This window comes from Nocardia sp. NPDC051787, assembly GCF_040681325.1.
Taxonomy (GTDB): Bacteria; Actinomycetota; Actinomycetes; order Mycobacteriales; family Mycobacteriaceae; genus Nocardia.
The window spans coordinates 1-24,843 of sequence record NZ_JBFAYO010000049.1 but is presented as its reverse complement, the minus strand read 5'-3'; the positions used below and the strand labels follow the sequence as shown (position 1 = coordinate 24,843).

At 69.2% G+C, this 24,843-nt stretch carries 20 protein-coding genes and 2 pseudogenes; 15 read left to right on the top strand and 7 right to left on the bottom strand.

Translation table 11 applies throughout. The features are described from left to right. Positions 1–104 precede the first annotated feature (104 nt). The 3 genes and pseudogenes from AB0M45_RS32100 to AB0M45_RS32090 all read left to right on the top strand — a co-directional run. Positions 105–701 (top strand): annotated as a pseudogene (locus AB0M45_RS32100) (TetR family transcriptional regulator); the annotation flags it as partial. A gap of 385 nt (positions 702–1,086) precedes the next feature. After that, positions 1,087–2,508, top strand: coding sequence for an adenylosuccinate lyase (purB, locus tag AB0M45_RS32095; protein WP_364336899.1), 1,422 nt, complete (start codon positions 1,087–1,089; stop codon positions 2,506–2,508). Positions 2,509–2,700: 192 nt separating this feature from the next. Then, positions 2,701–3,123, top strand: coding sequence for an HIT family protein (locus AB0M45_RS32090; RefSeq protein ID WP_364336921.1), 423 nt, complete (start codon positions 2,701–2,703; stop codon positions 3,121–3,123). 71 nt (positions 3,124–3,194) lie between these two features. Here the strand turns inward: AB0M45_RS32090 and AB0M45_RS32085 are convergent, their stop codons facing one another. Beyond that, entirely contained in the window at positions 3,195–4,280 is a 1,086-nt protein-coding gene (locus AB0M45_RS32085; RefSeq protein WP_364336897.1) for an alkene reductase, read from the bottom strand. Positions 4,281–4,326: 46 nt separating this feature from the next. Here AB0M45_RS32085 and AB0M45_RS32080 point away from each other — a divergent pair, with 46 nt between their 5' ends. From AB0M45_RS32080 to AB0M45_RS32070, 3 genes are all read left to right on the top strand, one after another. Beyond that, complete coding sequence (locus AB0M45_RS32080) at positions 4,327–4,698, top strand: MerR family transcriptional regulator (RefSeq protein WP_364336895.1); 372 nt, start codon at positions 4,327–4,329, stop codon at positions 4,696–4,698. A gap of 10 nt (positions 4,699–4,708) precedes the next feature. Beyond that, the gene (locus AB0M45_RS32075) at positions 4,709–6,886 is read left to right on the top strand and encodes a S9 family peptidase (protein WP_364336893.1); all 2,178 of its coding nucleotides are present in this window, start codon (positions 4,709–4,711) and stop codon (positions 6,884–6,886) included. A 155-nt stretch (positions 6,887–7,041) separates the two neighbouring features. After that, positions 7,042–7,743, top strand: coding sequence for a DUF2334 domain-containing protein (locus AB0M45_RS32070; RefSeq protein WP_364336891.1), 702 nt, complete (start codon positions 7,042–7,044; stop codon positions 7,741–7,743). Positions 7,744–7,913: 170 nt separating this feature from the next. Here the strand turns inward: AB0M45_RS32070 and AB0M45_RS32065 are convergent, their stop codons facing one another. Further along, positions 7,914–9,305: a glutamate decarboxylase gene (locus tag AB0M45_RS32065; protein ID WP_364336889.1), complete on the bottom strand. Its 1,392-nt coding sequence runs from the start codon at positions 9,303–9,305 to the stop codon at positions 7,914–7,916. A 244-nt stretch (positions 9,306–9,549) separates the two neighbouring features. Between AB0M45_RS32065 and AB0M45_RS32060 the strand changes: the two genes are divergently transcribed. Further along, positions 9,550–10,905: a dipeptidase gene (locus tag AB0M45_RS32060; RefSeq protein WP_364336887.1), complete on the top strand. Its 1,356-nt coding sequence runs from the start codon at positions 9,550–9,552 to the stop codon at positions 10,903–10,905. Between the two features lie 2 nt (positions 10,906–10,907). On the opposite strand, the gene AB0M45_RS32055 is transcribed toward AB0M45_RS32060, so the two are convergent. Then, positions 10,908–11,552, bottom strand: coding sequence for an MBL fold metallo-hydrolase (locus tag AB0M45_RS32055; RefSeq protein ID WP_364336885.1), 645 nt, complete (start codon positions 11,550–11,552; stop codon positions 10,908–10,910). 130 nt (positions 11,553–11,682) lie between these two features. Here AB0M45_RS32055 and purS point away from each other — a divergent pair, with 130 nt between their 5' ends. Next, complete coding sequence (gene purS, locus AB0M45_RS32050; protein ID WP_364336883.1) at positions 11,683–11,919, top strand: phosphoribosylformylglycinamidine synthase subunit PurS; 237 nt, start codon at positions 11,683–11,685, stop codon at positions 11,917–11,919. Further along, the gene (purQ, locus tag AB0M45_RS32045; RefSeq protein WP_364336881.1) at positions 11,916–12,593 is read left to right on the top strand and encodes a phosphoribosylformylglycinamidine synthase subunit PurQ; all 678 of its coding nucleotides are present in this window, start codon (positions 11,916–11,918) and stop codon (positions 12,591–12,593) included. The genes purS and purQ overlap by 4 nt, the downstream gene beginning before the upstream one ends. Positions 12,594–12,753: 160 nt before the next feature. Here purQ and AB0M45_RS32040 read toward each other — a convergent pair whose 3' ends face one another. Next, a complete protein-coding gene (locus AB0M45_RS32040) occupies positions 12,754–13,830 on the bottom strand; it encodes a substrate-binding domain-containing protein (RefSeq protein WP_364336879.1) in 1,077 nt (358 codons plus the stop codon). A gap of 49 nt (positions 13,831–13,879) precedes the next feature. Between AB0M45_RS32040 and AB0M45_RS32035 the strand changes: the two genes are divergently transcribed. Continuing rightward, the gene (locus AB0M45_RS32035) at positions 13,880–14,311 is read left to right on the top strand and encodes a MarR family transcriptional regulator (protein ID WP_364336877.1); all 432 of its coding nucleotides are present in this window, start codon (positions 13,880–13,882) and stop codon (positions 14,309–14,311) included. A 375-nt stretch (positions 14,312–14,686) separates the two neighbouring features. Continuing rightward, positions 14,687–15,985 (top strand): M18 family aminopeptidase, encoded by a 1,299-nt coding sequence (locus AB0M45_RS32030; RefSeq protein WP_364336875.1) that lies wholly within the window; start codon positions 14,687–14,689, stop codon positions 15,983–15,985. On the opposite strand, the gene AB0M45_RS32025 is transcribed toward AB0M45_RS32030, so the two are convergent. Then, on the bottom strand, positions 15,934–17,235 hold the full coding sequence (locus AB0M45_RS32025) for a glycosyltransferase 87 family protein (protein ID WP_364336873.1): 1,302 nt from the start codon (positions 17,233–17,235) through the stop codon (positions 15,934–15,936). The genes AB0M45_RS32030 and AB0M45_RS32025 overlap by 52 nt on opposite strands. Positions 17,236–17,507: 272 nt before the next feature. Between AB0M45_RS32025 and purL the strand changes: the two genes are divergently transcribed. Then, on the top strand, positions 17,508–19,802 hold the full coding sequence (gene purL / locus AB0M45_RS32020) for a phosphoribosylformylglycinamidine synthase subunit PurL (RefSeq protein WP_364336871.1): 2,295 nt from the start codon (positions 17,508–17,510) through the stop codon (positions 19,800–19,802). A 58-nt stretch (positions 19,803–19,860) separates the two neighbouring features. Here purL and AB0M45_RS32015 read toward each other — a convergent pair whose 3' ends face one another. Further along, positions 19,861–20,151, bottom strand: a complete 291-nt coding sequence (locus tag AB0M45_RS32015) for a YiaA/YiaB family inner membrane protein (RefSeq protein WP_364336869.1) — start codon at positions 20,149–20,151, stop codon at positions 19,861–19,863. Between the two features lie 187 nt (positions 20,152–20,338). On the opposite strand from AB0M45_RS32015, the gene AB0M45_RS32010 reads away from it, so the two are divergent. From AB0M45_RS32010 to AB0M45_RS32000, 3 genes are all read left to right on the top strand, one after another. Beyond that, a complete protein-coding gene (locus AB0M45_RS32010; RefSeq protein ID WP_364336867.1) occupies positions 20,339–22,072 on the top strand; it encodes an alpha/beta-hydrolase family protein in 1,734 nt (577 codons plus the stop codon). Next, positions 22,069–22,716, top strand: a complete 648-nt coding sequence (locus AB0M45_RS32005; RefSeq protein ID WP_364336865.1) for a CPBP family intramembrane glutamic endopeptidase — start codon at positions 22,069–22,071, stop codon at positions 22,714–22,716. The genes AB0M45_RS32010 and AB0M45_RS32005 overlap by 4 nt, the downstream gene beginning before the upstream one ends. A gap of 452 nt (positions 22,717–23,168) precedes the next feature. Then, positions 23,169–24,629, top strand: coding sequence for a serine hydrolase domain-containing protein (locus AB0M45_RS32000; protein WP_364336863.1), 1,461 nt, complete (start codon positions 23,169–23,171; stop codon positions 24,627–24,629). Positions 24,630–24,637: 8 nt separating this feature from the next. Here the strand turns inward: AB0M45_RS32000 and AB0M45_RS31995 are convergent. After that, positions 24,638–24,843: pseudogene (locus tag AB0M45_RS31995) on the bottom strand (IS110 family transposase); the annotation flags it as partial.

The window sequence follows — 24,843 nt, the reverse complement described above, 5'->3', positions numbered from 1 at the left end:
CGCAGTTCGGCACCATGACCGCGCGGATGCGGTAAAACAACGATGGCTGCTTTTCCTCGCTGATTTCCCCTGGAAGAACTGATGACGACTGGCACGATGGCACGGTGATCACCGCGACGACCCCGAAAGGCGAACGGCGTCGCCAGGCTCTGGTAGCCGCCGCCGCCGAGTTGCTGCTCGAAGGTGGATTCGAAGCGGTGCGGCATCGTTCGGTCGCGACCCGAGCTGATCTGCCGCTCGCGTCGACCACCTACTATTTCGAATCCCTGGACGATCTGATCGCGCGGGCGGTCGAGTTCAGCGGCAACGCCGAGCTGGAGGCGATGCGCAGGCGGATCGGGGAGGTGAGTCACCGTCGCCGCGGCGCGGAGGCCACCGTCGACTTGGTGCTCGACCTGCTGGTCGGGGCCGATGGCGCCGACGAGGTCGCGCGCGGGCAGCTGATCGCCCGCTACGAGCGTTCGGTCGCCTCGGCGCGGCACCCGGAGTTACGGGAGGTCCAGCTACGGTTGCGCGCCAAGCTGGACGAACTGCTGGCCGACGTGCTGCGCCGATCCGATCGGATGGTGCGGCCCGAGCAGCTGCGCAGGCTGGTCGCGGTGGTGGACGGAGCGGTGGTCGCGGCGCTCACCGAGATGGACCCCGAACCGCGGCGGATGGCTCGCGGCGCGCTGCTGGAAGTGATCGACATCGTCGCGCCCCCGGCGCGAGCGTCAGGGGCGGAGACGGCGGCCGCCGCATCAGGTGCGGCGCGAGCAACCGGCCCGGAAACGGGAGCCTGGGTATCCGCGGAGGGCTCCGCTCGTGTCGCGTCGAGCACGCCGCGACCGCCCGGCCCCGAGGGCTATCTGCCCTCCGAGAGCAGCGGGCGCGCCGGATCGGGCACCATGCCCGGGCAGAGCGATCGTTTCCGGGCACTAGACTGACCGGACGTGAGGGAGCGAAGCGAGCGAACCATCAGCACAGCGCCAATGGGCACGACGGAGCCGAACGTCAGCGAGGCGCAGTCGTGAGGGAGCGAAGCGAGCGAACCATCAGCACAGCGCCAATGGGCACGACGGAGCCGAGCGTCAGCGAGGCGCAGTCGTGAGCATCGTCCCCAATGTCCTCGCCACCCGCTACGCCAGCCATGAGCTGGTGCACCTGTGGTCGCCGGAGCACAAGATCGTGCTCGAGCGGCGGCTGTGGCTGGAGGTGTTGCGCGCGCAGGCGGAGCTGGGTGTCGACGTGCCCGAGGGAGTCATCGCGGATTACGAGCGGGTGCTCGACGAGGTCGATCTCGCGTCGATCGCCGAACGCGAACGGGTCACCCGGCACGACGTGAAGGCCCGCATCGAGGAATTCAACGCGCTGGCCGGGCACGAGCACGTGCACAAGGGCATGACCAGCCGTGATCTCACCGAGAACGTCGAGCAGCTGCAGATCAGGCTGTCGCTCGAGCATGTGCACGCGCATGGTGTGGCTATCGCGGCGCGGCTGGCCGAGCGCGCCGCCGAGTATCAGACGCTGGTGATGGCGGGCCGTTCGCACAATGTCGCCGCGCAGGCCACCACGCTGGGCAAGCGGTTCGCCTCCGCCGCCGACGAACTGCTGATCGCCCTCACCAGGCTGCGCGAGCTGATCGACCGCTACCCGCTGCGCGGCATCAAAGGCCCGATGGGCACCGCGCAGGACATGCTCGATCTGCTCGGCGGCGACCCGGCCGCGCTCGGCCGGCTGGAGCAGCAGGTGGCCAGGCATCTCGGCTTCGCGACCGTATTCACCAGCGTCGGCCAGGTCTACCCGCGCTCGCTGGACCACGACGTGCTCTCCGCGCTGGTGCAGGTCGGCGCAGGTCCGTCCTCGTTCGCGCACACCATCCGGTTGATGGCCGGGCACGAGCTGGTCACCGAGGGTTTCCAGCCCGGGCAGGTGGGCAGCTCGGCGATGCCGCACAAGATGAACACCCGCTCCTGCGAACGGGTCAACGGTCTGCAGGTGGTGCTGCGTGGTTACGCCTCGATGGCAGCCGAGCTGGCGGGCGCGCAGTGGAACGAAGGCGACGTGTTCTGCTCGGTGGTTCGCCGCGTCGCGCTGCCGGACGCGTTCTTCGCCATCGACGGGATGATGGAGACCTTCCTCACCGTCTTGGCCGAATTCGGCGCCTACCCGGCCGTCGTCGCCCGCGAGCTGGACCGCTACCTGCCTTTCCTTGCCACCACCCGCATCCTGATGGCCGCGGTCCGCGCCGGAGTCGGCCGCGAGACCGCGCATGAGGTCATCAAGGAACACGCGGTCGCGGTAGCCCTGGCGATGCGGGAACAGGGCCGCGAGCCCGACCTGCTGGACCGCCTCGCCGCCGACGAGCGCCTGCCGCTCGATCGCGCCGCCCTCGCCGAGGCGCTGGCCGACAAGTCCGCCTTCGTCGGCGCCGCCGAAGCGCAGGTAGCCGACGTCATCGGCCAAGTGCAGAAAATGGTCCACCGCTACCCGGACGCGGCCCGCTACACACCGTCCCCGATCTTGTAACCGGGGCGCTGCCGAGACGGCCGGGTATCGCTCCGGATGGCGCGAAACCCGGCTGCCCACCGTCCGGAGAGGAGCCGGGTTCACCTCTCCGAGCTACTGCCAGGAACTGGGTGCGCGGTGCCTGAGGCCGTGACCTGTGGGTACGGAAATGTGTTGCGGCTTCGCGGCGCACGAGCACATAAGCTGCCGATCGTGAATCCGTACACGATTTTCGCCGATATCGTTGCCGGGCGGGCGCCGTCGAGCAAGGTCTACGAGGACGATGATGTGCTGGCGTTCATGGACATTCGGCCGATGACGCCGGGGCATCTGCTGGTGGTGCCGAAGGTGGCGGCGCGCAGTCTGGCGGAACTCGATCCGGTGATCGGGGGGAAGCTGTTCCAGGTGGGGCAGCGGCTCGCGGCGGCGCTGCGGGCCAGTGAGGTGGGGTGTGACGGCGTCAATTTCTTTCTGGCCGACGGGGTGACGGCAGGGCAGGAAGTCTTTCACGTCCACCTGCACGTCATCCCGCGCACACCGGGCGACGGCTTCGGGCTCCGTGGTCGCCCAACCACCCCGCCGCGGCCCGACCTGGACTACCTCGCATCTTCAATTCGCCGCGCCCTCGGGGACTGAAGTCCACGAGTGGCACACCGCTGCGGCAACGGCCGAGAAGGGGCATGCGTGGTGTGCCACTCGCCGCGGAACTAGCGGGAGATGGCGGCGGATGTCCATGCGGGGTAGTCGCTGTAGCCCTCGGCGGTTCGTCCGTACAGGGTCTCTTCGTGGGTGGGGGCGAGTGGTAGGTCGTACCGGATGCGGTGGACGAGGTCGGGGTTGGCGATGAACGACCTGCCGAACGACACCAGATCGGCGAGTCCGGCCTGAAGGACTTGCTCCGCGCCCGCTGCCGCCGTCGGCTCCCGGTTCTCGCCGATATTGGCGATCAGCGTGCCGTGCCAGCGCGGCCGCAGGTCGCGCAGTGCGGGATAGCGGTCGTTGTCGATGAGGTGCAGGTAGGCGAGGTCGCGCTGATCGAGCTCGGCGACGAGGGCCCGGTAGAGCGGGCCCGGGTCCGCCTCGACCATGCCGAACTGCGGGTTGCCCGGCGACAGCCGGATCGCGGTGCGCCGGCAGCCGATGGCGTCGGTCACCGCGTCGACCACGGCCAGCGGCAGCCGCATGCGATTGTCGATCGAGCCGCCGTACTCGTCGTCGCGCAGGTTGGTGTTGTCGGCGAGGAACTGATGCACGAGATAGCTGTTGGCCCCGTGGATCTCGACTCCGTCGAAGCCCGCGTCCATGGCGTTGCGCGCGGCGATGGCATGCTGCCGCACCACGGCGGCGATCCCGGCATGATCCAAGGCCGCGGGTGTGATCGGGTCGCCCTTGCCACCGTCGATCAGATGCACCCGGTCGTCGTCCAGTACGGCCGACGGTCCGGCGGGCCAGGAACCGTCGATCCGCGCGAGCGGGTGGCCCTTGCGCCCGCCGTGCATCAACTGCGCGAAGATCCGCCCGCCGCGTGCGTGCAGTGCCTCGGTGACCCGCCGCCACGCCTCGACATGCGCGGGCGTCTGCAATCCGGGCACCCACGCTTCGCTCTGCCCGGTCGAGTGCGGCCAGATGCCCTCGGTGACGATGAGCCCGGCCGTCGCGCGTTGGGCGTAGTAGTCGGCGACATCGCTGGTCGGCGAGCCATCGGGTAGTGAGCGCAGCCGGGTCATCGGGGACATGACGATGCGGTTGGGCAGGTCGATCAGGTGGTTGCGGTATTCGGTCAGCAGCAGCATGGCTGTACCGTAAAACCTGACATCAATGTCAGGTCAAGGAGTGAACGTGCGGATCGGTGAACTGGCCGAGCGGACCGGCGTGAGCGTCCGGTCGCTGCGGTACTACGAAACCAAGGGCCTGCTGGCCGCGGAGCGGACCTCCGGCGGACAGCGGGAATATCCCGAGACGGCGGTCGACCGGGTCCGCCGCATCCAGGAGATGTTCGCGGCGGGCCTGCACAGCGACACCATCGGCGAGTTGCTGCCGTGCATCCACGACATGGACGGCACCCCTAACGCCCGGGCGACGCCGTTCCTGGTGGAGAAGCTCACCGAGGAACGCGCCAGGATCGATCAGGCCCTACGCGACCTGCGCCGGACCAGCGAAGTGCTGGACGGTGTCATCCGAGCGGCGGGCGGCGCGGAGTCCGAACAGTAGGGTGGACGCCATGGCTCTCGACAGCGGAACGATCTCCGAACCCGGCAGCGGCGCTCCCGTCGTGGCGGCGCCGATCGCCAAGACGATCCCCACCGAGCGGGTGCACCACGGCGACGTGTTCGTCGACGAGTACGAGTGGCTGCGGGACAAAGAGAATCCCGACGTCATCGCCTACCTGGAGGCGGAGAACGCCTACACCGAGGCGCGGACCGCCCACCTGGACACGCTGCGCGAGACGATCTTCGACGAGATCAAAGCGCGCACCCAGGAGACCGACCTGTCGGTGCCGACCCGGTTGGGCGACTACTGGTACTACTCGCGCAGCTTCGAAGGCAAGCAGTACGGCGTGCACTGCCGGTGCCCGATCGCCGCCGACGCCGAAGGCATCGACGCCTGGACGCCGCCGGTACTGGACGCGGAGACCGAGGTCGCCGGCGAAGAGGTGCTGCTCGACAGCAACGAACTGGCCGAGGGCCACGACTTCTTCGCGCTGGGCGCGTTCTCGATCAGCCATGACGGCACGCTGCTGGCCTACTCGGTGGACAACGTCGGCGACGAGCGCTACGTGCTGCGGTTCAAGGACCTCCGCACCGGCGAGCTGCTCGGCGACGAGATCGCTGGCACCGCGCCCGGCGCGACGTGGTCGCTGGACGGCAGCCACGTCTTCTACCAAACCGTCGACGAGTCGTGGCGGCCCGACACGGTGTGGCGGCACCGGCTCGGCAGCACCGAGCCCGACGTCAAGGTGTTCCACGAGCCCGACGAGCGCTATTGGGTGAGCATCGGCGCCAGCCGCTCGGAGAAGTACCTGATGATCTGGGTCAGCTCGAAGATCACCAGCGAGGGCTGGGTGCTGGAGTCGGACGATCCCGAGGGCGAGTTCCGCGTCCTGCTGCCCCGCCGCGAGGGCGTCGAGTACTCCGCCGAGCACGCGGTGGTCGGCGACGCGGATCGCTTCCTGATCCTGCACAACGACGTGGTGGACGGGGTCAAGGCGGAGAACTTCGTACTGGCCGAGGCGCCGGTGGACGATCCGTCGAACCTGACGCCGCTGATCGGTCATCGTGATGACGTGCGGCTCGAGGACATCGACGCGTTCCGCGACCACCTGGTGCTCAGCTACCGGCGCGAGGCGCTCACCCGGATCGCGGTGTGGCCGCTGACCGAAACGGGCTACGGCGAACGCCGCGAACTCGACTTCGACCTGGAACTCTTCGCGGTCGGCGTCGGTTCCAACCCCGAGTGGGCGCAACCCACCCTGCGCATCGGGCTGACCTCGTTCATCACGCCCATGCAGGTGTTCGACTACGTCCCGGCCACCGGTGAGCTGCTGCTGCGCAAGGAGCAGCCGGTGCTCGGCGGCTACGACGCGAACGACTATGAACAGCACCGCGAGTGGGCGGTTGCCGAGGACGGCACCCGGATTCCGATATCGCTGGTACGGAAGAAGGGTGCTGCCGCCAACGGGCCGAAACCGCTGTTGCTCTACGGCTACGGCTCCTATGAGGCGAGCATCGACCCGTCGTTCTCGGTCGCCCGTCTCTCGCTGCTGGATCGCGGCATGGTCTTCGCGGTCGCGCACGTGCGCGGCGGCGGCGAGATGGGCAGGCTGTGGTACGAGCACGGCAAGACGCTCACCAAGAAGAACACCTTCACCGACTTCGTTTCCTGCGCGCGGCACCTGATCGATACCGGTGTCACCGCGGCGGACCGAATGATCGCGGACGGAGGCAGCGCGGGCGGCCTGCTGGTCGGCGCGGTGGCGAATCTGGCGCCGGAACTGTTCGCGGGCATCCTGGCCAACGTGCCGTTCGTCGATCCGCTCACCTCCATCCTCGACCCGTCGCTCCCGCTGACCGTCATCGAATGGGACGAGTGGGGCAACCCGCTGGCGGACAAGGACGTCTACGAGTACATGAAGTCCTACGCCCCGTACGAGAACGTCGAGGCCAAGAACTATCCGGCGATCCTGGCCATCACCAGCCTGAACGACACCCGGGTGCTCTACGTCGAACCGGCGAAGTGGATCGCCAAGCTGCGCGCCACCGCGATCGGCGACGCGCCGCTGTTGCTCAAGACGGAGATGACCGCGGGCCACGGCGGGGTCAGCGGGCGCTACGAGAAGTGGCGGGAAGTGGCCTTCGAACATGCCTGGGTGCTCGATACGCTCGGTCTCGCCGACGCGTAGGGCGGTCACGGGCGGCCGGTGCCTTCCGGTGGCCGGGCGGGTAGCGGCGGCGCGCCAGCGCCGGGGTGTCCGCTCGGCACAGGCGTGACGGACTGTTCGCCGCCTGGTCATACGGGCTGCATGTCGGAGACATGTGCGGCTGGCACCGTAGGTTCATGAACGCTGAGCTGGTCGTATCGATTTCCGGGATCAGGGACACCACCCGGGACACGGCGATGGGATTCGCCGAGGAGATGGATCGGCGCGGCGTGCCGCTCTCACTGCTGGTCGCACCGCGGCTGAAGGGCAAATACCGGCTGCTCGACGATCCGGCGACCCAGGCATGGCTGCGCGTTCGCCGGGCCCGCGGCGACGCCATCGTGCTGCACGGCTACGACCAGGCCGCCACCAAGCGGCGGCGCGCCGAGTTCGCCACACTGCCCAAGCACGAGGCTCGGTTGCGGTTGACCGCCGCCGACCGGGTGATGGAACAGGTCGACCTGCGCACCCGGCTGTTCGCCGCTCCGCGCTGGAACGCCTCGACGGGCGCGCTCGACGCGCTGCCGGAGGTCGGTTTCCGGCTCGCACTCGGCCTCACGTCGATCATCGACCTGGAGCGCAACATGGCGCAGAAGTCCCGGGTCTACGGCATCGGTGAGGGTTTCCGCGCGGAGCCGTGGTGGTGCCGCGCTCTGGTGATGGGCGCCGCCCGCGCCGCCCGCCGCGGCGGGGTGATCCGGCTCGCCGTGTCCGCGGCGCAGTTGGAGCGTTCCGGGCCGCGCCAGGCCATGCTCGACGCCGTCGACCTCGCGCTGTTCCACGGCGCGGTCGCCGAGACCTATCGCTGGGAGCCGTTCCCGGCTGCCCGAGCCGCATGAATGACGCCGCGGCGCGGCGGTGGCGGGGCTTCCTCACCAGCATGAATGCCCGCCGTCCGGCGTAATCTTTGCCGGCTGCCGCCGCGCCGCGGCCGGTCGGCACCGCGTCCGCGCGGCCGATCGGCGCCGCCGCCCGCGAATGGCGTAATCGGGCGGCGGCGCGGTCGCGGTCAGGTCGGCGCGATGTTCGTCGTCGGGACGGCGGGTGTCGCGTCGTGGGTGAACCCGCCCGCTTCCGTGCGGGTGAGCGAGGTGGAAAACGGTCGCTGCTCCAGTTGTTTCGTGCAGCGGGTGAGATCGTCCAGCAGCAGGTCGGCCATGTCGACGGAGAAACCGTGGCGGATCACCGCGCGCATGATCGTCTCGTCGTCGCGGTCGGTGGGCAGCGGATACGCCGCGATCAGCCAGCCTCTGGAGCGCAGCCGGTCGGACAGGTCGTAGAGGTTGAAACCGGGATCGCCGGTCAGCCGCCAGCACACCGCCGTGATGCCGCGCTGCGGATCGCCGTCGTGGATCAGCTCGAAGAACCCGAACTCACGCAGACCCGCGGCCAGGTGCTGCGCCGCCCGGTAGATCGCGGACTGCACCCGGGCGTAACCGGCGCGCCCCAGGCGGATGAAGTCGTAATACTGCGTGATCGCCTGCCCACCGGGCCGGGAGAAGTTCAGGTTGAAGGTGGCCATGCTGCCGCCGAGGTAGTCGACGTTGAAGATCAATTCCTCCGGCAGGTCGGCCGCCTCGCGCCAGATCGCCCAGCCCGCGCCGAGCGGCGCCAGACCGGTCTTGTGCCCGGAGGCGTTGATCGATTTCACCCTGGGCAGCCGGAAGTCCCAGACCAGATCGGGCGCGGCGAACGGCGCGAGGAAGCCGCCGCTGGCGGCGTCGACGTGGATCGGGATGTCCAGGCCCTTTTCCTCCTGCAGCGCGTCGAGCGCGGCGCTGATCGCGGCCACGTCTTCGAACAGGCCGGTGTAGGTCTGGCCGAAGGTCGGCACCACCATCATGGTGTTCTCGTCGCAGTGCTCCGCGAGGTCGTCGGGCCGCAGGGTGAGCCGGTCGCCGCGCAGCGGAATCTGCCGGATCTCGACGTCGAAGTAGCGCGCGAACTTCTCCCAGCAGACCTGAACGGGCCCGCACACGAAGTTGGGTGTCCCGGTGCCGCCGCGCTTGCGCCAGCGGAATTTGGCCGCGAGGCCGCCGAGCATGGCCGCCTCGCTGGACCCTGTGGTCGAGGTGCCGTGGGTGGTCGCCGGGTCCGGCGCGTGCCACAGGTCCGCGACCATCCGGACGCCACGGCGCTCCAGTTCGGCGGTCTGCGGATATTCGTCCTTGTCGACGATGTTCTTGTCCAGGCATTCGGCCATCAGCCTGCGCGCCTGGTCGTCCACCCAGGTGGTGCAGAAGGTGGCCAGGTTCATCCTGGAAACGCCGTCGAGCATCAGCTCGTCGTGCACGATTTCGTAGGCGACCTGGGGGAACATCTCGTGCGCCGGAAATCCGGCGCGCGGCGCGGACCGGCTGAGCCCCGGCAGGGCGAACAGGTCATCGGCTCCTTCGGACATGAATGCGGCCTCCCGATTCGGCTCGTGTGCGGTGTGCCTGTGCGGGCGCCGGTCGCTTGCGGACCGGCCGCGTTGCCGTGCCTTCGAGGATGCCGAAAAATAGCTGACACCCTCCCGCTCAGCTTGACACATCGCCTTCGGCCGCGGACGGACTTCACGCATCCACCAGGCCGGACGTGCTGGCTCCGAAGACCCGCCAGGCAGTGCGAACTTCGGCCGAGCGAGTCGGGGATAGGGTTGGGGGATGACTGAGGACGCTCGTACCGCTGGCCTGCGCGCGCGGGTCGCGGAATTGATGCCGCAGGCAAAAAGCGATCTGGCGCAGCTTGTTTCGTTCAAGTCGGTGGCCGACCCGCGGCAGTTCCCGCCCGAGGAGTGCGACCGTGCGGCGCAGTGGGTCGCCGACGCATTCGCCGCGGCGGGCCTGACCACCGTCGGCCTGCACGAGACTCCCGACGGCAGCACGGCGGTCGTCGCCGCGCGGCCGGCGCCAGCTGGTGCGCCGACGGTGTTGCTCTACTGTCACTACGACGTCCAGCCGCCGATGGACGAGGGGGCGTGGCGCACTCCGCCCTGGGAACTGACCGAGCGGAACGAACGCTGGTACGGGCGCGGCAGCGCCGATTGCAAGGGCAACATCGTCATGCATCTGACGGCGTTGCGGGCACTCGGCCCCGATTTGCCGCTGGGGGTGACCATGGTCGCCGAGGGCTCCGAGGAGCAGGGCACCGGGGGCCTGGAACGGTTCGCCGAGGCCGGTCCGGATCTGTTGCGCGCGGACGCCATCGTGATCGGCGACTGCGGTAACTTCGCCGCCGGCGTGCCGACCCTCACGGAGACGTTGCGCGGCAACGTGAATGTGGTGGTCACCATCGAAACCCTCGCCAGCCCATTGCATTCCGGCATGTTCGGCGGCCCGGCCCCCGACGCGCTGGCGGCGCTGATCCAGGTGCTCGCTTCGCTGCGCGACGAGCGGGGCAACACCACCATCGACGGACTACCCAACGACCAGGTCTGGCCGGGTGTGCAGTATCCGAGCGAGCAGTTCCACGCCGACGCGGGCGTCCTGCGCGACGTCGAACTCACCGGTGACGGCACGGTCGCCGACATGCTCTGGGCGCGACCGGCGCTGACCGTGCTCGGTATCGACGCACCGCCCGTGGTCGGTTCCGCCGCCGCGGTCCCCGCGATCGCCCGGGCCCGCCTCAACCTGCGCATTCCGCCGGGCACCGATCCCGCGCAGGCGTACCGGGCACTCGTCGCGCACCTCGACGCGCATACGCCGTGGCACGCCCAGATAACCGTTGAGCTGGAAGGTATGGGAGCGCCGTTCCGGTCCCGCACCGGCGGGCCTGCACGTGCCGCGATGGAGGCGGCGCTTGCCACGTCCTATGGACGACCTGCGACCACTCAGGGGCAGGGCGGTTCGATCCCGCTGTGCAACGTTTTCGCCGCGACCTACCCGGACGCGGAGATCATGCTGCTCGGCGTCGAGGAACCGACATGTCTCATCCACGCGCCCAATGAGAGCGTCGACCCGAAGGAGATCGAACACATGGCGTTGGCCGAGGCACTGTTCCTCGCGACCTACGCCGGGTAGCGCTACAGGTCCGTGGCGTCCTCCGGCTTCAGCACCCGGAATTCGGTTCCGGCGGGCGCCATTTCGGTCAGTCGGCCGAAGTAGATTCCCTGCGCCTCGGGCTGGATGATGCCGAAGTGGATGGGCAACGCGACACGCGGACCGACCGCGCGCAGATAATCGACCGCCTCGCTGATCCGCATCCACGGCGCGGCAGCCGGAGCGGCCAGCACGCCGACCGGAACCGGTGGTACCCATAGCGAGTCGCCCGGGTGCACGAGCTGAGCCGGGTCATCCGGTGTGCCCAGCTGGAAGACGGTGTTGTCGATCACGGGGATCTCTGGGTGGATGACGGCGTGCCTGCCGCCGCCCCCGGTGATCTGGAGATCGCCGAGCGTCAGCACGTTGCCAGCGCGGACCGGCTCCCACGGCGCGCCGAGCTGCTGGGCCGTCTGCGGATCCGAGAGCAATCGCGCGCCGGGGTTGGCCTCGATGAGCGAGTCGATCCGGTTCGGGTCGATGTGATCGGGATGCTGATGGGTGACCGCGATCGCGTCCAGGCCGGTGAGGCCCTCGAAGCCGTGCGAGAAGGTGCCCGGGTCGAACAGGATCTTCGTGCCGTGCAGCTCGACGAGGAGGCAGGAATGACCGAAGTGGGCTATGCGCATGCCGCCATGCTATCGACGCCGGATGTGTTCTCGCCGACATCGCCGCGGCTTGTCCTACCCCGCGGATGCCGTGTCCGACCAGCACAACTACGCTGCTGAGGTAACCCCACAACCACATGAGGAGCAACGCGTGGCACGAGTCGTGGTCGAGGTGATGCCGAAGGCCGAAATCCTGGATCCGCAGGGGCAGGCCATCGTCGGCGCGCTCCCGCGTCTGGGATTCGAAGGCGTCTCGGATGTGCGGCAGGGCAAGCGATTCGAACTCGACGTCGACGACAGCGTCGACGACGCGGCGTTGGAGCAGATCGCCGAATCGCTGCTGTGCAACACGGTGATCGAGGAGTGGAAGGTGGTCCGCATCTCATGACCGCGCGGATCGGGGTCATCACGTTTCCCGGCACGCTCGACGACGTCGACGCCGCACGGGCGGTGCGCCTGGCCGGGGCCGACGCTGTCGACCTGTGGCACGCGGACGCCGACCTGAAGAGTGTCGACGCGGTGATCGTGCCCGGCGGTTTCTCCTACGGCGACTACCTGCGCGCGGGCGCCATCGCTCGCTTCGCCCCCGTGATGGGCGAGGTGGTCCGCGCGGCGGGCGCCGGTCTGCCGGTGCTGGGTATCTGCAACGGATTCCAGGTGCTGTGCGAGGCCGGGTTGCTGCCCGGCGCGCTGACCCGCAACGAGGGCCTGCACTTCATCTGCCGGGACGAATGGCTGACCGTGGAGTCGGTGTCGACGGTGTGGACGTCCCGTTTCGAGCCGGGCGCCCAGATCCTCATCCCGCTCAAGTCCGGCGAGGGCCGCTACCAGGCCTCGGCCGCCGTGCTCGACGAGCTGGAAGGTGAGGGCCGGGTGGTCTTCCGCTACGTGGGCGGCAATCCGAACGGTTCGCAGCGCGGTATCGCGGGCATCGCTTCCGCCAACGGGCGTGTCGTCGGCCTGATGCCACACCCGGAACACGCCACCGAGCCCTTGACCGGCCCGAGCGACGACGGGCTCGGGCTGTTCCTCTCGGTGCTGGACACGCTGGTCTCGGCCTGAGGCACCTGCTGGCAGGAAAATCTCGCCTCGGCGAAGGTCGCGATGTTGCTGGTTCGCGTTTCGGGTAGAACGTGAGCCGCGTCGGTCGTTCGGGCAGCGGTGGATCTGGTCGAGATCGGCCGCGCTCGGTAGAAGCGAGCGGTGCCTCCGCGGCCGCGTGTCAGGCGATGCGGTCGACGATGTCGAAGCCGACGCCGTCGGCGCGGGCCAGATAACCGCGCTGGATGGCCTGGTTGCCGCGGAAACCCCGAAGCACCCCAGGGGTTTCGAGGACCACGCCATGGTCGATGGCGTCGAGGATCGCGGGCACCTCTAGTGACCCGACTGTCCGTGCGAGCGCGCCCAGGGTGTGGATGGCGTCGTAGGTAGCGTTGCTGAAGCTGGTGAGCGCCGGGGCGAAGACGCCGTACCTTCGGCGGTAGCGGGTCATCCGGTCGCGCCCGTCGGCCGTGCGGTCGTCGAGGAAGAAGCTGGATGCCACGTACAAGTTCTGATTGGCTTCCGGGCCCGCCGCCAGCAGCACGTTCTCGTCCGCGGCCGGGCTGACCCGCAGCTGTGTCGCGGCGCGGCCGGTGGCCGCGAACTGCTGGTTGAACCGGGACACGTCGGCGCCGACCATCAGGATCACCACCGCGTCGGCCGAGTCGAGCGCCGGATGCTCGAGGAAGCCGGAGAAGTCCGGCAGACCCAGCGGGACGAACTGTTCGAGCACGATCGCGGCCGGATCGGCCAGGCTGTCGCGAATCGCCTTGGCGGACTGGCGCGGCCAGATGTAGTCGTTGCCGATGACCGCCCAGCGCCGCACGCGGTACTCGCGCTCGAGCCAGTGCACGGCCGGGACGGTCTGCCCGGCCGGATGCTCGCCGAGCATCAGCACGCCGGGTAGTTCGTCGGTCAGTCCCTCGTGGCTGGTCGCGTACAGGTAGGGCACCCGGCTTGCGCCGGCCCGCGCCACGGCACGCCGGACCGCGGAGGTGTGCCAGCCGGTGATGGCGTGCACCATGCCGGTGGACAGCAGCGCCGAGACTTCGGCGGCGACCTCGTGCGGTGGCCGTCCGCCGTCGATATTCGTGGTACGAATTTCTCGTCCCAGAATTCCCGCTCCGTGGTTGATTTCCTCGACGGCCAGCGATATCGCCGCCTCGCAGGATGGCGCAATGATACCGCCCGGTCCCTGGAGCGGAACTATGTTGAGGATCTCGATGGTGCCCTCGGGACTCTCGCCGAGCGCCGGCATTCGGTACTCTTCTTCTCGTTCGAGCGAAATTCATGGCAGGCAGGAAATAATGACGTCCATTGTAAGCGGAAATTCCACGCTGCATGGCGCGCTGCGTGCCGCGGAGCGCGGGTGGGTGCGGCACTTGGACGCGGCGCTGTGTGTCAGACAGCTCTCGCCGGATCAGTGGTCGATGCTGTCGAATCTGTGTGGCGACGCGGGGATCACCATGACCGAGCTGGCGGCCAAATCGCAGCTCGCGCCGTCCTCGGCCACCAGGCACGCGGACTACCTGGCCGAGCGCGGCCTGATCTTCCGGCTCGCCGCGCAGGACGATCGGCGGCGCGTCCTGATCGGTCTGAGCAGGCTCGGGGCCGACCTCGTCGCCGAGGTGCGTGCGGAAGAGGCGCGGGCCGAGCAGGAGTTGCGGGGGCGAATCGGAGCGCGCCGATATACCGAACTCATGCGACTGCTCGATCTGGTTTCCATCGCCTCGGAGTAAATGCACTGCGGTACGGACATTCATCGGATGAATGTCGCCAACGCCTGATTTCGCAGGCGGTGGCAAACCATTATGACCGTTATGTTCCAATCGGAATCGACGCGGTCGAGGAAGTATTCACACCGGGCGGTTTCGCGGGGAATGTGGTATCGATCGCGGCGCCTGGCCCCGACATCGGCCTGCGCCCAGCCCGTCGATCCGTGGCACGCCGCTGGCCGCTCGTTTTCATGACAGGCGCAGTTGGACGGAGGCCATCCACAGCCCGCGCCGGACGAGCGGAGGCTGAGGCCGCCGCAGAAACGACGCTGTCGGGCGAAGTCCGTCCGAAGCCGCGCCGGACGAGCGGAGGCGAGAGCGCCGCCTAGGATCGCAGGCATGCCCGTTTCCACCACCGCAGCCACGGCCGCCGGGCTGTGCGCGTTCATCGATGCGTCTCCGTCACCGTTCCACGTCTGCCGGACGGTCGCTTCGGAATTGGACGCGCGCGGGTTCACCCGGCTGGCCGAATCGGAGCCCTGGCCCACGGGTAGCCCGGGCAGGCACTACGTGGTGCGCGGCGGATCGCTGGTCGCCTGGGCGACCGGAGACGACGCGAGCGCGACGCCGTTCCGTGTGGTCGGCGCGCACACCGACAGCCCCAACCTGCGCGTCAAGCAGCACCCGGATCTGACTTCGGCCGGCTGGCAGCTGGTCGGCCTGGAACCGTACGGCGGAGCGTGGCTGAACTCCTGGCTGGATCGCGAGCTCGGCGTCTCGGGCCGGTTGAGCGTGCGCGAGGGAAACGCGGTGCGCGAGCGCCTGGTCCGCATCGACGAACCGATCCTGCGGGTGCCGCAGCTGGCCATCCACCTGTCCGAAGACCGCAAGGGCGTCACGCTGGACCCGCAGCGGCACGTCAACGCGGTGTGGGGTGTGGGGTACGAGTCCGGCGCGTTCCTCGATTTCGTCGCCGCGCGCGCCGAGGTCCAGCCGGGCGAGGTGCTCGGCTGGGAGCTGATGACCCACGACTTGACGCCCAGCAGACTGGTCGGCCGGGACCAGGACCTGGTCAGCGCGCCGCGGCTGGACAACCAGGGCACCTGCTTCGCAGGCCTGCACGCGTTTCTGGCCGCGATCGAGCAGCCGGGCGCGGCGGTCCCGGTACTGGCCATCTTCGACCACGAGGAGGTCGGCAGCCAGTCCGATCGCGGCGCGCAGTCGGATCTGCTGCCCGCCGTGCTGGAGCGCGTCGTGCTCGCGCATGGCGGCGGGCGCGCCGATTACCTTGCCGCGCTGGCCGGTTCGGTGTGCGCGTCCGGTGATATGGCGCACGCCACGCACCCCAACTATCCGGAGCGGCACGAGCCCGCGCATCGGATCGAGGTGAACGGCGGGCCGGTGCTCAAGGTCAACCAGAACCTGCGTTACGCTACGGACGCCACCGGTGCCGGCGCGTTCGCGCTGGCGTGCGCGCAGGCCGGAGTTCCCTTGCAGCGCTATGTGCATCGCGCCGATCTGCCCTGCGGCTCCACGATCGGGCCGATGACCGCGGCCCGTACCGGCATGCCGACCGTCGATGTCGGCGCGCCGCAGTTGGCGATGCACTCGGCACGGGAACTGATGGGTGCGTCCGACGTCCGGGCCTACGCCGCGGCGCTGGCCGCCTTCCTGACGCCCGAGACCACCGGGCGGTAGGTGACGACCGCGACGACGAACACCGCGAAAGTGACCAGTACGTAGCTGCTTCCGATGACCTGCTGCCACCAGGCCCAATCGAGTTCGCGGTCGCGCGAGTGCGGCAACAACCAGTGCGGACCGATCAGGAACAGCAGGGTGCACGCCGCGACCGCGCCGATCACCCGCGGGCTGCGCGTGCCACGCACCATCAGGTCGGCGGTGATCACCAGCGCGGGCGCGATCCACACCCAGTGATGCGACCAGGACACCGGCGAGACCAGCAGAATCGCCGCGGCGTTGACCAGCAGCGCCGCGACGGTCGCGCCGGCGTCGATCAGCCTGCGCATCCACACCGCCGCGAGCGCGACCGCTACCAGCGACAACGACATCCACAGCAGGGTGGCCACCGAATCATCCACGCCGAGACGGAACGTCATGCCCTTGATGGACTGGTTGCCGGCGAAATAGGGCGGGCCGATCCGGCCGGTATCGGCGAGTGTGGTGAACCAGTAGTCCACGGAATCGCTGGGGAACAGCAGGAATCCGAGGCCGACCGCCGCGATCGCGGATACCACCAGCGTGCCCGCGGCTTTCCAGTCCTTGCGCAGCAGGAAGAACAGCAGGTAACCGGCCGGGATCAGCTTCACCGACACCGCGATGCCGATCAGCATGCCGCGCGGCCAGAACGGCTTGCGCACCAGGCAATCCAGCGCGATGGCGGCCATCAGCACCAGGTTGACCTGGCCGAAGCCGAAGGTCTGGCGGACCGGCTCGAGGAACTGCGCCACCGCCACCGCGCCGATGACCAGGGTGAGCACGGTCGGCCGGGACAGCTCGGGACGCAGGCGTGCCAGCACCAACCACAGCGAGATACCCAGGCTCGCCACCGAGGTGGCGGTAACCAGCACCTCGGCGAGTGTCAGCGGCATCAGGGCCAGTGGCGCGAAGAACAACGCGGCCAGCGGGGGATAGGTGAACGGCAGTCCGATGCCCTCGACCGGCGGCATCGGCCCGTACAGCTCGCCGCCGTCCAACCACACCCGGGCGCCGTTGCGATAGACCTGCAGATCGATGTAGCCGTGCCACCAGTGCGCTACCAGCGACACGGTCGCAGACACCGCGAACAGAGCGATGGCAGCAATCAGCCAGCGCACTTGCGGTGCGGGCAGGTTGGGCGCGCTGCCGGGCGCGGTTGGAGAATCTGCGCTCCGGGATCGCGTGGCGGCGGATCGCCCACCCGGATTCGCGACGCCCGATCCTTCGTTCACCGGCTCAGAGTAGCCGGTGCGCACTGCCGCTCAGCTGGTCCACCCGGGTGGCGGCACCACACGCGGGACTCCCTGGTGCGGACCCTCCTGCGCGGCTTCGGCGCTGCGGTGGCGGCCTCAGCTGCGTTGCCCATATCCACTGCCTTTAGACTTACACCCAGGCATCTCGCCGCAACCCAGTGACAACGCTCGTCGCTTCGCTGAGTTCGCCCACCCCGCCGGCTCCGCCGGCTTGCCGACCCCCTGCCCGGCCGAAAGGACCCTGGTACCTCGTGACTCCGCAGGTCGACACCGTCAGCGCAGCCGCAGCAAACCCCGATGTGCCGCAACCCTACAAAGAACTGGGCCTCAAGGACGACGAGTACGCCCGGATCAAGGAGATCCTCGGCCGCAGACCGACCGACGCCGAACTGGCGATGTACTCCGTGATGTGGAGCGAGCACTGCTCCTACAAGTCCTCGAAGGTGCACCTGCGCTACTTCGGCCAGACCACCACCGACGAGATGCGCGCGTCCATGCTCGCAGGCATCGGTGAGAACGCGGGCGTGGTGGACGTCGGCGACGGCTGGGCGGTCACCTTCAAGGTGGAAAGCCACAACCATCCCTCCTACGTCGAGCCGTACCAGGGCGCGGCCACCGGTGTCGGCGGCATCGTGCGCGACATCATGGCGATGGGCGCGCGTCCGATCGCGGTGATGGACCAGCTGCGCTTCGGCGCGGCGGACGCGGCCGACACCCGTCGCGTGGTGGACGGCGTGGTGCGCGGCGTCGGCGGCTACGGCAACTCGCTCGGCCTGCCCAACATCGGCGGCGAGACCGTGTTCGACGCCTCCTACCAGGGCAATCCGCTGGTGAACGCGCTGTGCGCCGGTGTGATGCGGGTGGAGGACCTGCACCTGGCCTTCGCGTCCGGCGCCGGCAACAAAATCGTGCTGTTCGGCGCGCGCACCGGGCTGGACGGCATCGGCGGCGTGTCGGTGCTGGCGTCGGACACCTTCTCCGGCGACGAATCCGGCACCGGCCGCAAGAAGCTGCCCTCGGTGCAGGTCGGCGACCCGTTCACCGAGAAGGTGCTCATCGAGTGCTGTCTGGAGTTGTACGCGGCCGAGCTGGTCGTCGGTATCCAGGACCTCGGCGGGGCCGGATTGTCCTGCGCCACTTCCGAGCTCGCGGCCGCCGGGGACGGCGGCATGCACATCGAGCTGGACAAGGTGCCGCTGCGCGCGGCCAACATGACTCCCGCCGAGGTGCTCTCCAGCGAATCGCAGGAGCGCATGTGCGCGGTGGTCACCCCCGAGAACGTGGACGCGTTCATGGCCGTGTGCCGCAAGTGGGACGTGCTGGCCACGGTGATCGGCGAGGTCACCGACGGCGACCGGCTGGTGGTCACCTGGCACGGCGAGACCGTGGTGGACGTGCCGCCGCGCACCGTCGCGCATGAGGGCCCGGTGTACGAGCGCCCGGTCGCGCGCCCCGACGACCAGGACGCCCTGATCGCCGACACCCCCGACCGGCTGACCCGGCCGAAGACCGCCGACGAGCTGCGCGCCACCCTGCTGCAGATGATCTCCAGCCCCCAGCTGTGCAGCCGCAAGTGGATCACCGAGCAGTACGACCGCTATGTGCGCGGCAACACAGTCCTGGCCGAGCACGCCGACGCGGGCGTCATCCGGATCGACGAGGAGACCGGCCGCGGCATCGCACTGGCCACCGACGCGTCCGGCCGCTACACCAAGCTGGACCCCTACACCGGCGCGCAGCTCGCGCTGGCCGAGGCCTACCGCAACGTGGCCACCACCGGGGCGACGCCGAAGGCGGTCACCAACTGCCTGAACTTCGGTTCGCCGGAGGACCCGGGCGTGATGTGGCAGTTCCAGCAGGCGGTGCGCGGCTTGGCGGACGGCTGCGTGGCGCTGGGCATCCCGGTCACCGGCGGCAACGTCAGCTTCTACAACCAGACCGGCCAGACCTCGATCCTGCCGACCCCGGTGGTCGGTGTGCTCGGCGTGATCGACGACGTGCACCGCCGCATCCCGACCGGGCTGGGCCTGGAGCCGGGCGAGACGCTGATCCTGCTCGGCGAGACGCACGACGAGTTCGGCGGTTCGATCTGGTCGCAGGTCGCGCACGACCATCTCGGCGGCGTCCCGCCGAAGGTCGACTTCGCCCGCGAGCAGTTGCTCGCCGAGGTGCTGACCGCCGGTTCCCGCGACGGCATGATCAGTGCGGCGCACGACCTTTCCGAGGGCGGTCTCGCCCAGGCCGCCGTCGAGGCCGCGCTCGCCGGTGAGACCGGCTGCCGCATCCTGCTTCCCGAGGACGCCGACCCGTTCGTGACGCTGTTCTCCGAGTCGGCGGGACGGGTGCTGGTCGCGGTACCGCGCTCGGAGGAGACCAGGTTCACCCGCATGTGCACGGCGCGCGAGCTGCCGTGGGTGCGCATCGGCGTGGTCGACCAGGGCTCGGATTCGGTTGAGGTGCAGGGCCAGTTCTCGGTCACCATGGACGAGCTGCGTGCCGCGTACGAGGGCACGCTGCCGAAGCTGTTCGGCGCGGCCGCGGTCTGAACGCCCACCTGGGCGGGCCTGGACCCCTCGTTTACCGGGCCCGCCCAGGTGCGCGTGATCAGGCGACGGATGTGAACGGATCGTGCTCGGCGAGCAGCTTTTCCATCCGCGCCTGGTCGATGCGACCGTGAATGGTCGCCGCTTCATGTTGGTCGCGAACCACTTTCGCCAGCGTGAACGTGCTCGTGACCAGGAACAGGACCGACATCGCCAGGAATCCGCGCTGCCAGATGTCCAGCGGCAGAGCGAAGATGCCGATGCCAACCCCGATGAAGCTGACGCCGAAGGCGAGCGCGGCTTGCGCGACGAAAGCCGCGGTGGCCCTCGGGCGTGCGTTCGCTGTACTCATGAATAGGAAGTCTGCGGATCGCGCCGATCCCGCGCCCGCGTACAACTACTCGAGCGGACTGGGTAGTTGCCATGGGCGCTCTCGATCCCGGGCGCTGGGCAACCGTTCGGCGTGATCCGCGCCGGTCGCGCCCGTGTTCCGTCGGGCGACGCGCCGGATCGTCGGTGGCGACCGCCATACTGGTCGAATGCTGGAGACCGCCGGGACCATGCGGAGGCTGCGTACGCGCACCGTCGCGGTCGTCCGGCGCGCCGAGGAGATCATCGACCTGAACTACGTCGGCCTGGTGGTCGCGACGGTGTTCTTCGCGCTGTCGGTGACGCCGTCGTTGCTGCCGCGCGATTGGCTGTTCCAGGGGTTGATCAGCGGAATCAACGCGGCGCTCGGGTACGGGGCCGGATGCCTGCTGGAGTGGTTGTTCCGGCTGTGGGTGCGTCCGCGGCTGAAGTTCTCCCCACCGCCCACCTGGGTGCGCTACGCGGCGAAGTCGGCCATCCTGTTCACCGCCGCGCTGAGCGCCGCCCTCATGCTGGTGCAATCGGCGCGGTGGCAGCGCGAGATCACCGCGCTGATGGGGATGGCGGGTACCACCACGCCCGCCTACCTGCGCACCGGCCTGCTGAGCCTGGCCGTCGGCGCCGCCGCGGTCGCGGTGTACCGGACGGTGCGGGAGATCATCCTTTTCCTGGCTCGCGTGCTCAATCGGTGGGTGCGGGTGCCGCGCGAGCTGGCGCCTGCCGCGGGATTCCTCGTTTTGGTGCTGCTCGCGGTCACGATCTTCAACGGCGTGGCGGTGCGAGCGTTCTTCGGGGTGGCGAACTCGGCGTTCAGCGTGCGCAACGACCACACCTCGGTGAACGCGGTCCAGCCGCAGCAACCGGAGCGCTCCGGCAGCCCGGCCTCGCTGGCGAAATGGGAGACCCTCGGATTCGAAGGGCGGTGGTTCGTCTCGCACGGTCCCACCGCGGGCCGCATCACCTCGGTCACCGGCCGCCCGGCGAAAGAACCGATCCGGGCCTACGTGGGGCTGGAGTCGGTCGACGGCGACGAGGAACCGGCCGAGCTGGCGGTGGCCGAGCTCGAGCGGGCCGGGGCGTTCGACCGGAAGGTGCTCGTCGTGGTCACCACCACCGGAACCGGCTGGGTGAACGCGCTGGCCGCCGGTGCGATGGAGTACATGTACGACGGCGACACCGCCATTGTGGCCACGCAATACTCGTACCTGCCGAGCGTGCTGTCTTTCCTGGCCGACCGCGGCAAGGCCGCCGCGGCGGGCAAGGAATTGTTCGACGCGGTGTACCAGCACTGGAGCGCGCGTCCGCCACAGCAGCGACCCAAGCTGCTCGTGTACGGGGAGAGTCTGGGCTCGCAGGGGTCCGAGGCGGCGTTCGACGGGCTTGCCGATCTGCGGGCCAAGGTCGACGGGGCGCTATGGGTCGGCCCGCCGAACTCCAACCGGCTGTGGCAGCAGTTCGTCGAGCGCCGCGATCCTGGTTCGGGCGAGGTCGAGCCGGTGTACGCGGACGGACTCGTGGTCCGGTTCGCCAACGACGCCGCCGACCTGGCGCGGCCCAACTCGGAATGGCGACCGCCACGCATCGCGTACCTGCAGCACGCGTCCGACCCGATCGTCTGGTGGTCGACGGATCTGATCTTCTCGCAACCGGATTGGCTGTCCGAGCCGCGCGGCTCGGACGTGTCCTCGCAGATGCGCTGGTGGCCGTTCGTCACCTTCTGGCAGGTCGCCGCCGACCTCACCAACGCACAGGGCGTCACCGACGGCCACGGGCACCGCTACGGCAGCCTGGTGCTGGACGGTTGGGCGGCCATCGCGGCGCCGCCGGACTGGACCGCGGAGAGGTCCGAACGCATCCGGGCCGAAGTGGAGGCCGCGGAGGACTACGAGCGGACGACGAAGTGAGCATCGCGCGCGTCGCGGGAACACTTGCTGCCGTCGCGCTTCCGCTGGCATGGAGCAATGTGGTCCTGCCGCGCCTCGGTCTCGGCGTGCGCGGACGCACCGCCGCCAACGCCGGATTCGCCACGGGCTACGGGCTCGCGCTGCGCGAGGGGCCGAACTGGCGCTCCAGAGGCGGGGTGGGCTACGGGATACTCGCCGCCTCGGTGGTCACGGCCGGTTATGGTGCGGCCCTTGCCCTTCCATCGGTGCGGCGGTTCGTGGGCGCGATCGCCGACCGCGGGCCGGATGTGTCGACGGTGGAGTGGGTCGCCGTGCATATCCCGATCGGCACCGTCTACAGCGAGGAACTCGTCTTCCGCGGCACCCTGGATCCCCTGCTGGACAAGGCTTTCGGCCCGCGTGCAGGCGCGCTGCTCAGCGCGGCGGCCTTTGGCTTCTGGCACATCGCGCCGGCACGTGCGGCGGGCGACAGTGTGCCCGCCACCATCGCCGTGACCACGGTGGGTGGTCTGATCTTCGGCGGGCTGCGCCGCCGCACCGTAGGCGCCGCCGCCCCTGCTCTGCTGCACCTGGCGATGAACGCGGGTGGAGCGGTCGCCCCGCGCCTGGCGCGCCGTCTCGAAGGCTCCTTTCGCGAACGTTGAGCGGTTCGGGGTCACCTCTCGGACGACTGTGGATTGCCCCGTATCGCCGTCGGCGCCAGCGGTACCGCCCTCGACCCGAGCGGTAGACCGCAGCGCACGGTGACCGCGAGCTGCGCAACGGCGCCATGTGGCGGCGGATTCGTTGCTGCTGGGTTCGACGAGCTCGTGTGCGACAGGCGTGCCCGGTAAGTGTGCGAATCCGCAAAACGCGCCGCCATTCGGAAGAACCTGACAGCGCGGACGTGGTCTGGCGTGTGCGCCGCCGAGATGGCGGTGCGCGGCACCTCGGCCTGCTCGTCGCGGCTGCTCATGCACTGCCGGCGCAAGGTGCCGACGGATTCGCCCCCCTTGCTCGGTGGATATGGGGAGAGACAGTTGCGCACATGGTTCCCATATGAGTACATTGTTCGCATAGCGCGAACGGTGTGCGCAAGGAGGAAGGGAAACAAGCGATGTCGAACACGGTGAACTGGGACGAGACGGGCACGTGGCAGGTCCGTGGTAACTGGGGGAGCACGGATTCGGCCGGGCGCCGGTTTTCCGTGTCGCGGTGGCAGGCGCGGCTGGACCGACTGCGGGCCGAACATCACGTTCCGGGCGCGTCGCTGGCGGTGCTGGTCGACGGACAGGTCTACGAGATCGCCAGCGGCGTCCTGCATCGCGGGACAGGAGTGCCCGTGACCACCGATTCGGTGTTCTTGTGCGGCTCGATCGCCAAGGTGTACACCGCGACATTGATCATGCGGCTGGTGGACGCGGGCAAGGTTGATCTCGACGCGCCGGTGGTGGACGTGCTACCGGAGTTCGCCACCCCCGACCCTGAGGCAACGGCGACGATCACCGTCAGGCAGCTGCTCAGCCACACCGGCGGCGTCACCAACGATTTCAACCACGACACCGGGCGAGGCGACGACTGTCTCGCCGCATACGTCGACGCGGCACGGGATGTCGCGCTGGACTGCGCACCCGGTACGGCGATGTCGTACGGCAGCCTCGGCTACGTGGTGCTCGGTCGCGTCGTCGAGGTGCTCACCGGTAAGACCTGGGACCAGGCGGTGCACGACATGCTCGCCGCACCACTCGGGCTCGATCACCTGGTGACGCTGCCCGAGCAGGCGCTGCGGTTCCGGGTCGCGATGAGCCACCTCGGCGCGGCGGGCGTCGACCCGGATCCCGCTCCGGAATGGGACGTGATGCCCCGCAGCGTCGCGCCCGCGGCGCGGGTGATCACCTCGGCGGGTGACATGGTCCGTTTCGCCCGGCTGCACCTCGCCAGTGGGCGCGCCGCCGACGGCGTCGAGGTGCTGTCCGCCGCCTCCGTTGCCGCCATGCAGCGGCGCGAGGTCGACGTCCCGGACAAGTGGACGGTCAGCGCCGACGGCTGGGGCCTCGGGTGGACCCTCTACGACTGGGACGGTGTCAGAGGATTCGGCCACGACGGCGCAGCGATCGGCCAGTACGCCTACCTGCGGGCGGTGCCGGAGGCGGGCGTCGCGGTGGCGCTGCTGACCAACGGCGGCGGTGCACGCCAGCTCTACGCGACCCTGTTCCGCGAACTGCTCGCCGAGTTGGCGGATGTCCGCATCCCGGACGCGTTCGGTCCGGCCGACCCGCCGATGGCGGTGGACATCGCGCCGTTCGCCGGCACCTACCGGCGCGCCGGCGTGGTCATCACCGTCACCAAGCGCGACGACGGCAGCGGGCACATGCGCTACGAGTTCGTCGACGGCATGGCGGGTCTGTCGCCCGCGCTCAGCATGGACCTGACTCCGGTCGCACCGGCCGTGTTCGCCGCTTCCGGCGCGGGACCGTCCTTCAGCGAGGACTACATGCCGGTGGTCTTCGCCACCCTCGCCGACGGCACCGAATGCTGCTACGTCGGAATGCGCGCTACCCCGAAGGTGGCTCTCTAATGCGTTTGTCAAGCAGCGGTGGTGGAGCCGGTGGCGTGGTAGGGCTGGCGGTTGCGAAGTATGGCGTGCAGGACGTTGACGCGTCGGCGGGCCAGGGCGATCAGGGCCTGGTGGTGGGACTTGCCTTCGGATCGTTTGCGCCGGTAGTAGATCTTGCTGGTGGGGTTGCAGCCCACGGCGATGAATGCCGATTGGTAGAAGACGCGTTTGAGGG

Bases quoted from the DNA above. Each gene is read 5' to 3' on its own strand.
- AB0M45_RS32060 (WP_364336887.1), top strand. From the start codon at position 9,550: ATGACTGAGGACGCTCGTACCGCTGGCCTGCGCGCGCGGGTCGCGGAA.
- AB0M45_RS32070 (WP_364336891.1), top strand. From the start codon at position 7,042: ATGAACGCTGAGCTGGTCGTATCGATTTCCGGGATCAGGGACACCACC.
- AB0M45_RS32010 (WP_364336867.1), top strand. From the start codon at position 20,339: ATGCTGGAGACCGCCGGGACCATGCGGAGGCTGCGTACGCGCACCGTC.
- AB0M45_RS32030 (WP_364336875.1), top strand. From the start codon at position 14,687: ATGCCCGTTTCCACCACCGCAGCCACGGCCGCCGGGCTGTGCGCGTTC.
- AB0M45_RS32055 (WP_364336885.1), bottom strand. From the start codon at position 11,552: ATGCGCATAGCCCACTTCGGTCATTCCTGCCTCCTCGTCGAGCTGCAC.
- AB0M45_RS32075 (WP_364336893.1), top strand. From the start codon at position 4,709: ATGGCTCTCGACAGCGGAACGATCTCCGAACCCGGCAGCGGCGCTCCC.
- purQ (WP_364336881.1), top strand. From the start codon at position 11,916: ATGACCGCGCGGATCGGGGTCATCACGTTTCCCGGCACGCTCGACGAC.
- AB0M45_RS32085 (WP_364336897.1), bottom strand. From the start codon at position 4,280: ATGCTGCTGCTGACCGAATACCGCAACCACCTGATCGACCTGCCCAAC.
- AB0M45_RS32000 (WP_364336863.1), top strand. From the start codon at position 23,169: ATGTCGAACACGGTGAACTGGGACGAGACGGGCACGTGGCAGGTCCGT.
- AB0M45_RS32065 (WP_364336889.1), bottom strand. From the start codon at position 9,305: ATGTCCGAAGGAGCCGATGACCTGTTCGCCCTGCCGGGGCTCAGCCGG.
- AB0M45_RS32035 (WP_364336877.1), top strand. From the start codon at position 13,880: ATGACGTCCATTGTAAGCGGAAATTCCACGCTGCATGGCGCGCTGCGT.
- AB0M45_RS32015 (WP_364336869.1), bottom strand. From the start codon at position 20,151: ATGAGTACAGCGAACGCACGCCCGAGGGCCACCGCGGCTTTCGTCGCG.
- AB0M45_RS32040 (WP_364336879.1), bottom strand. From the start codon at position 13,830: ATGCCGGCGCTCGGCGAGAGTCCCGAGGGCACCATCGAGATCCTCAAC.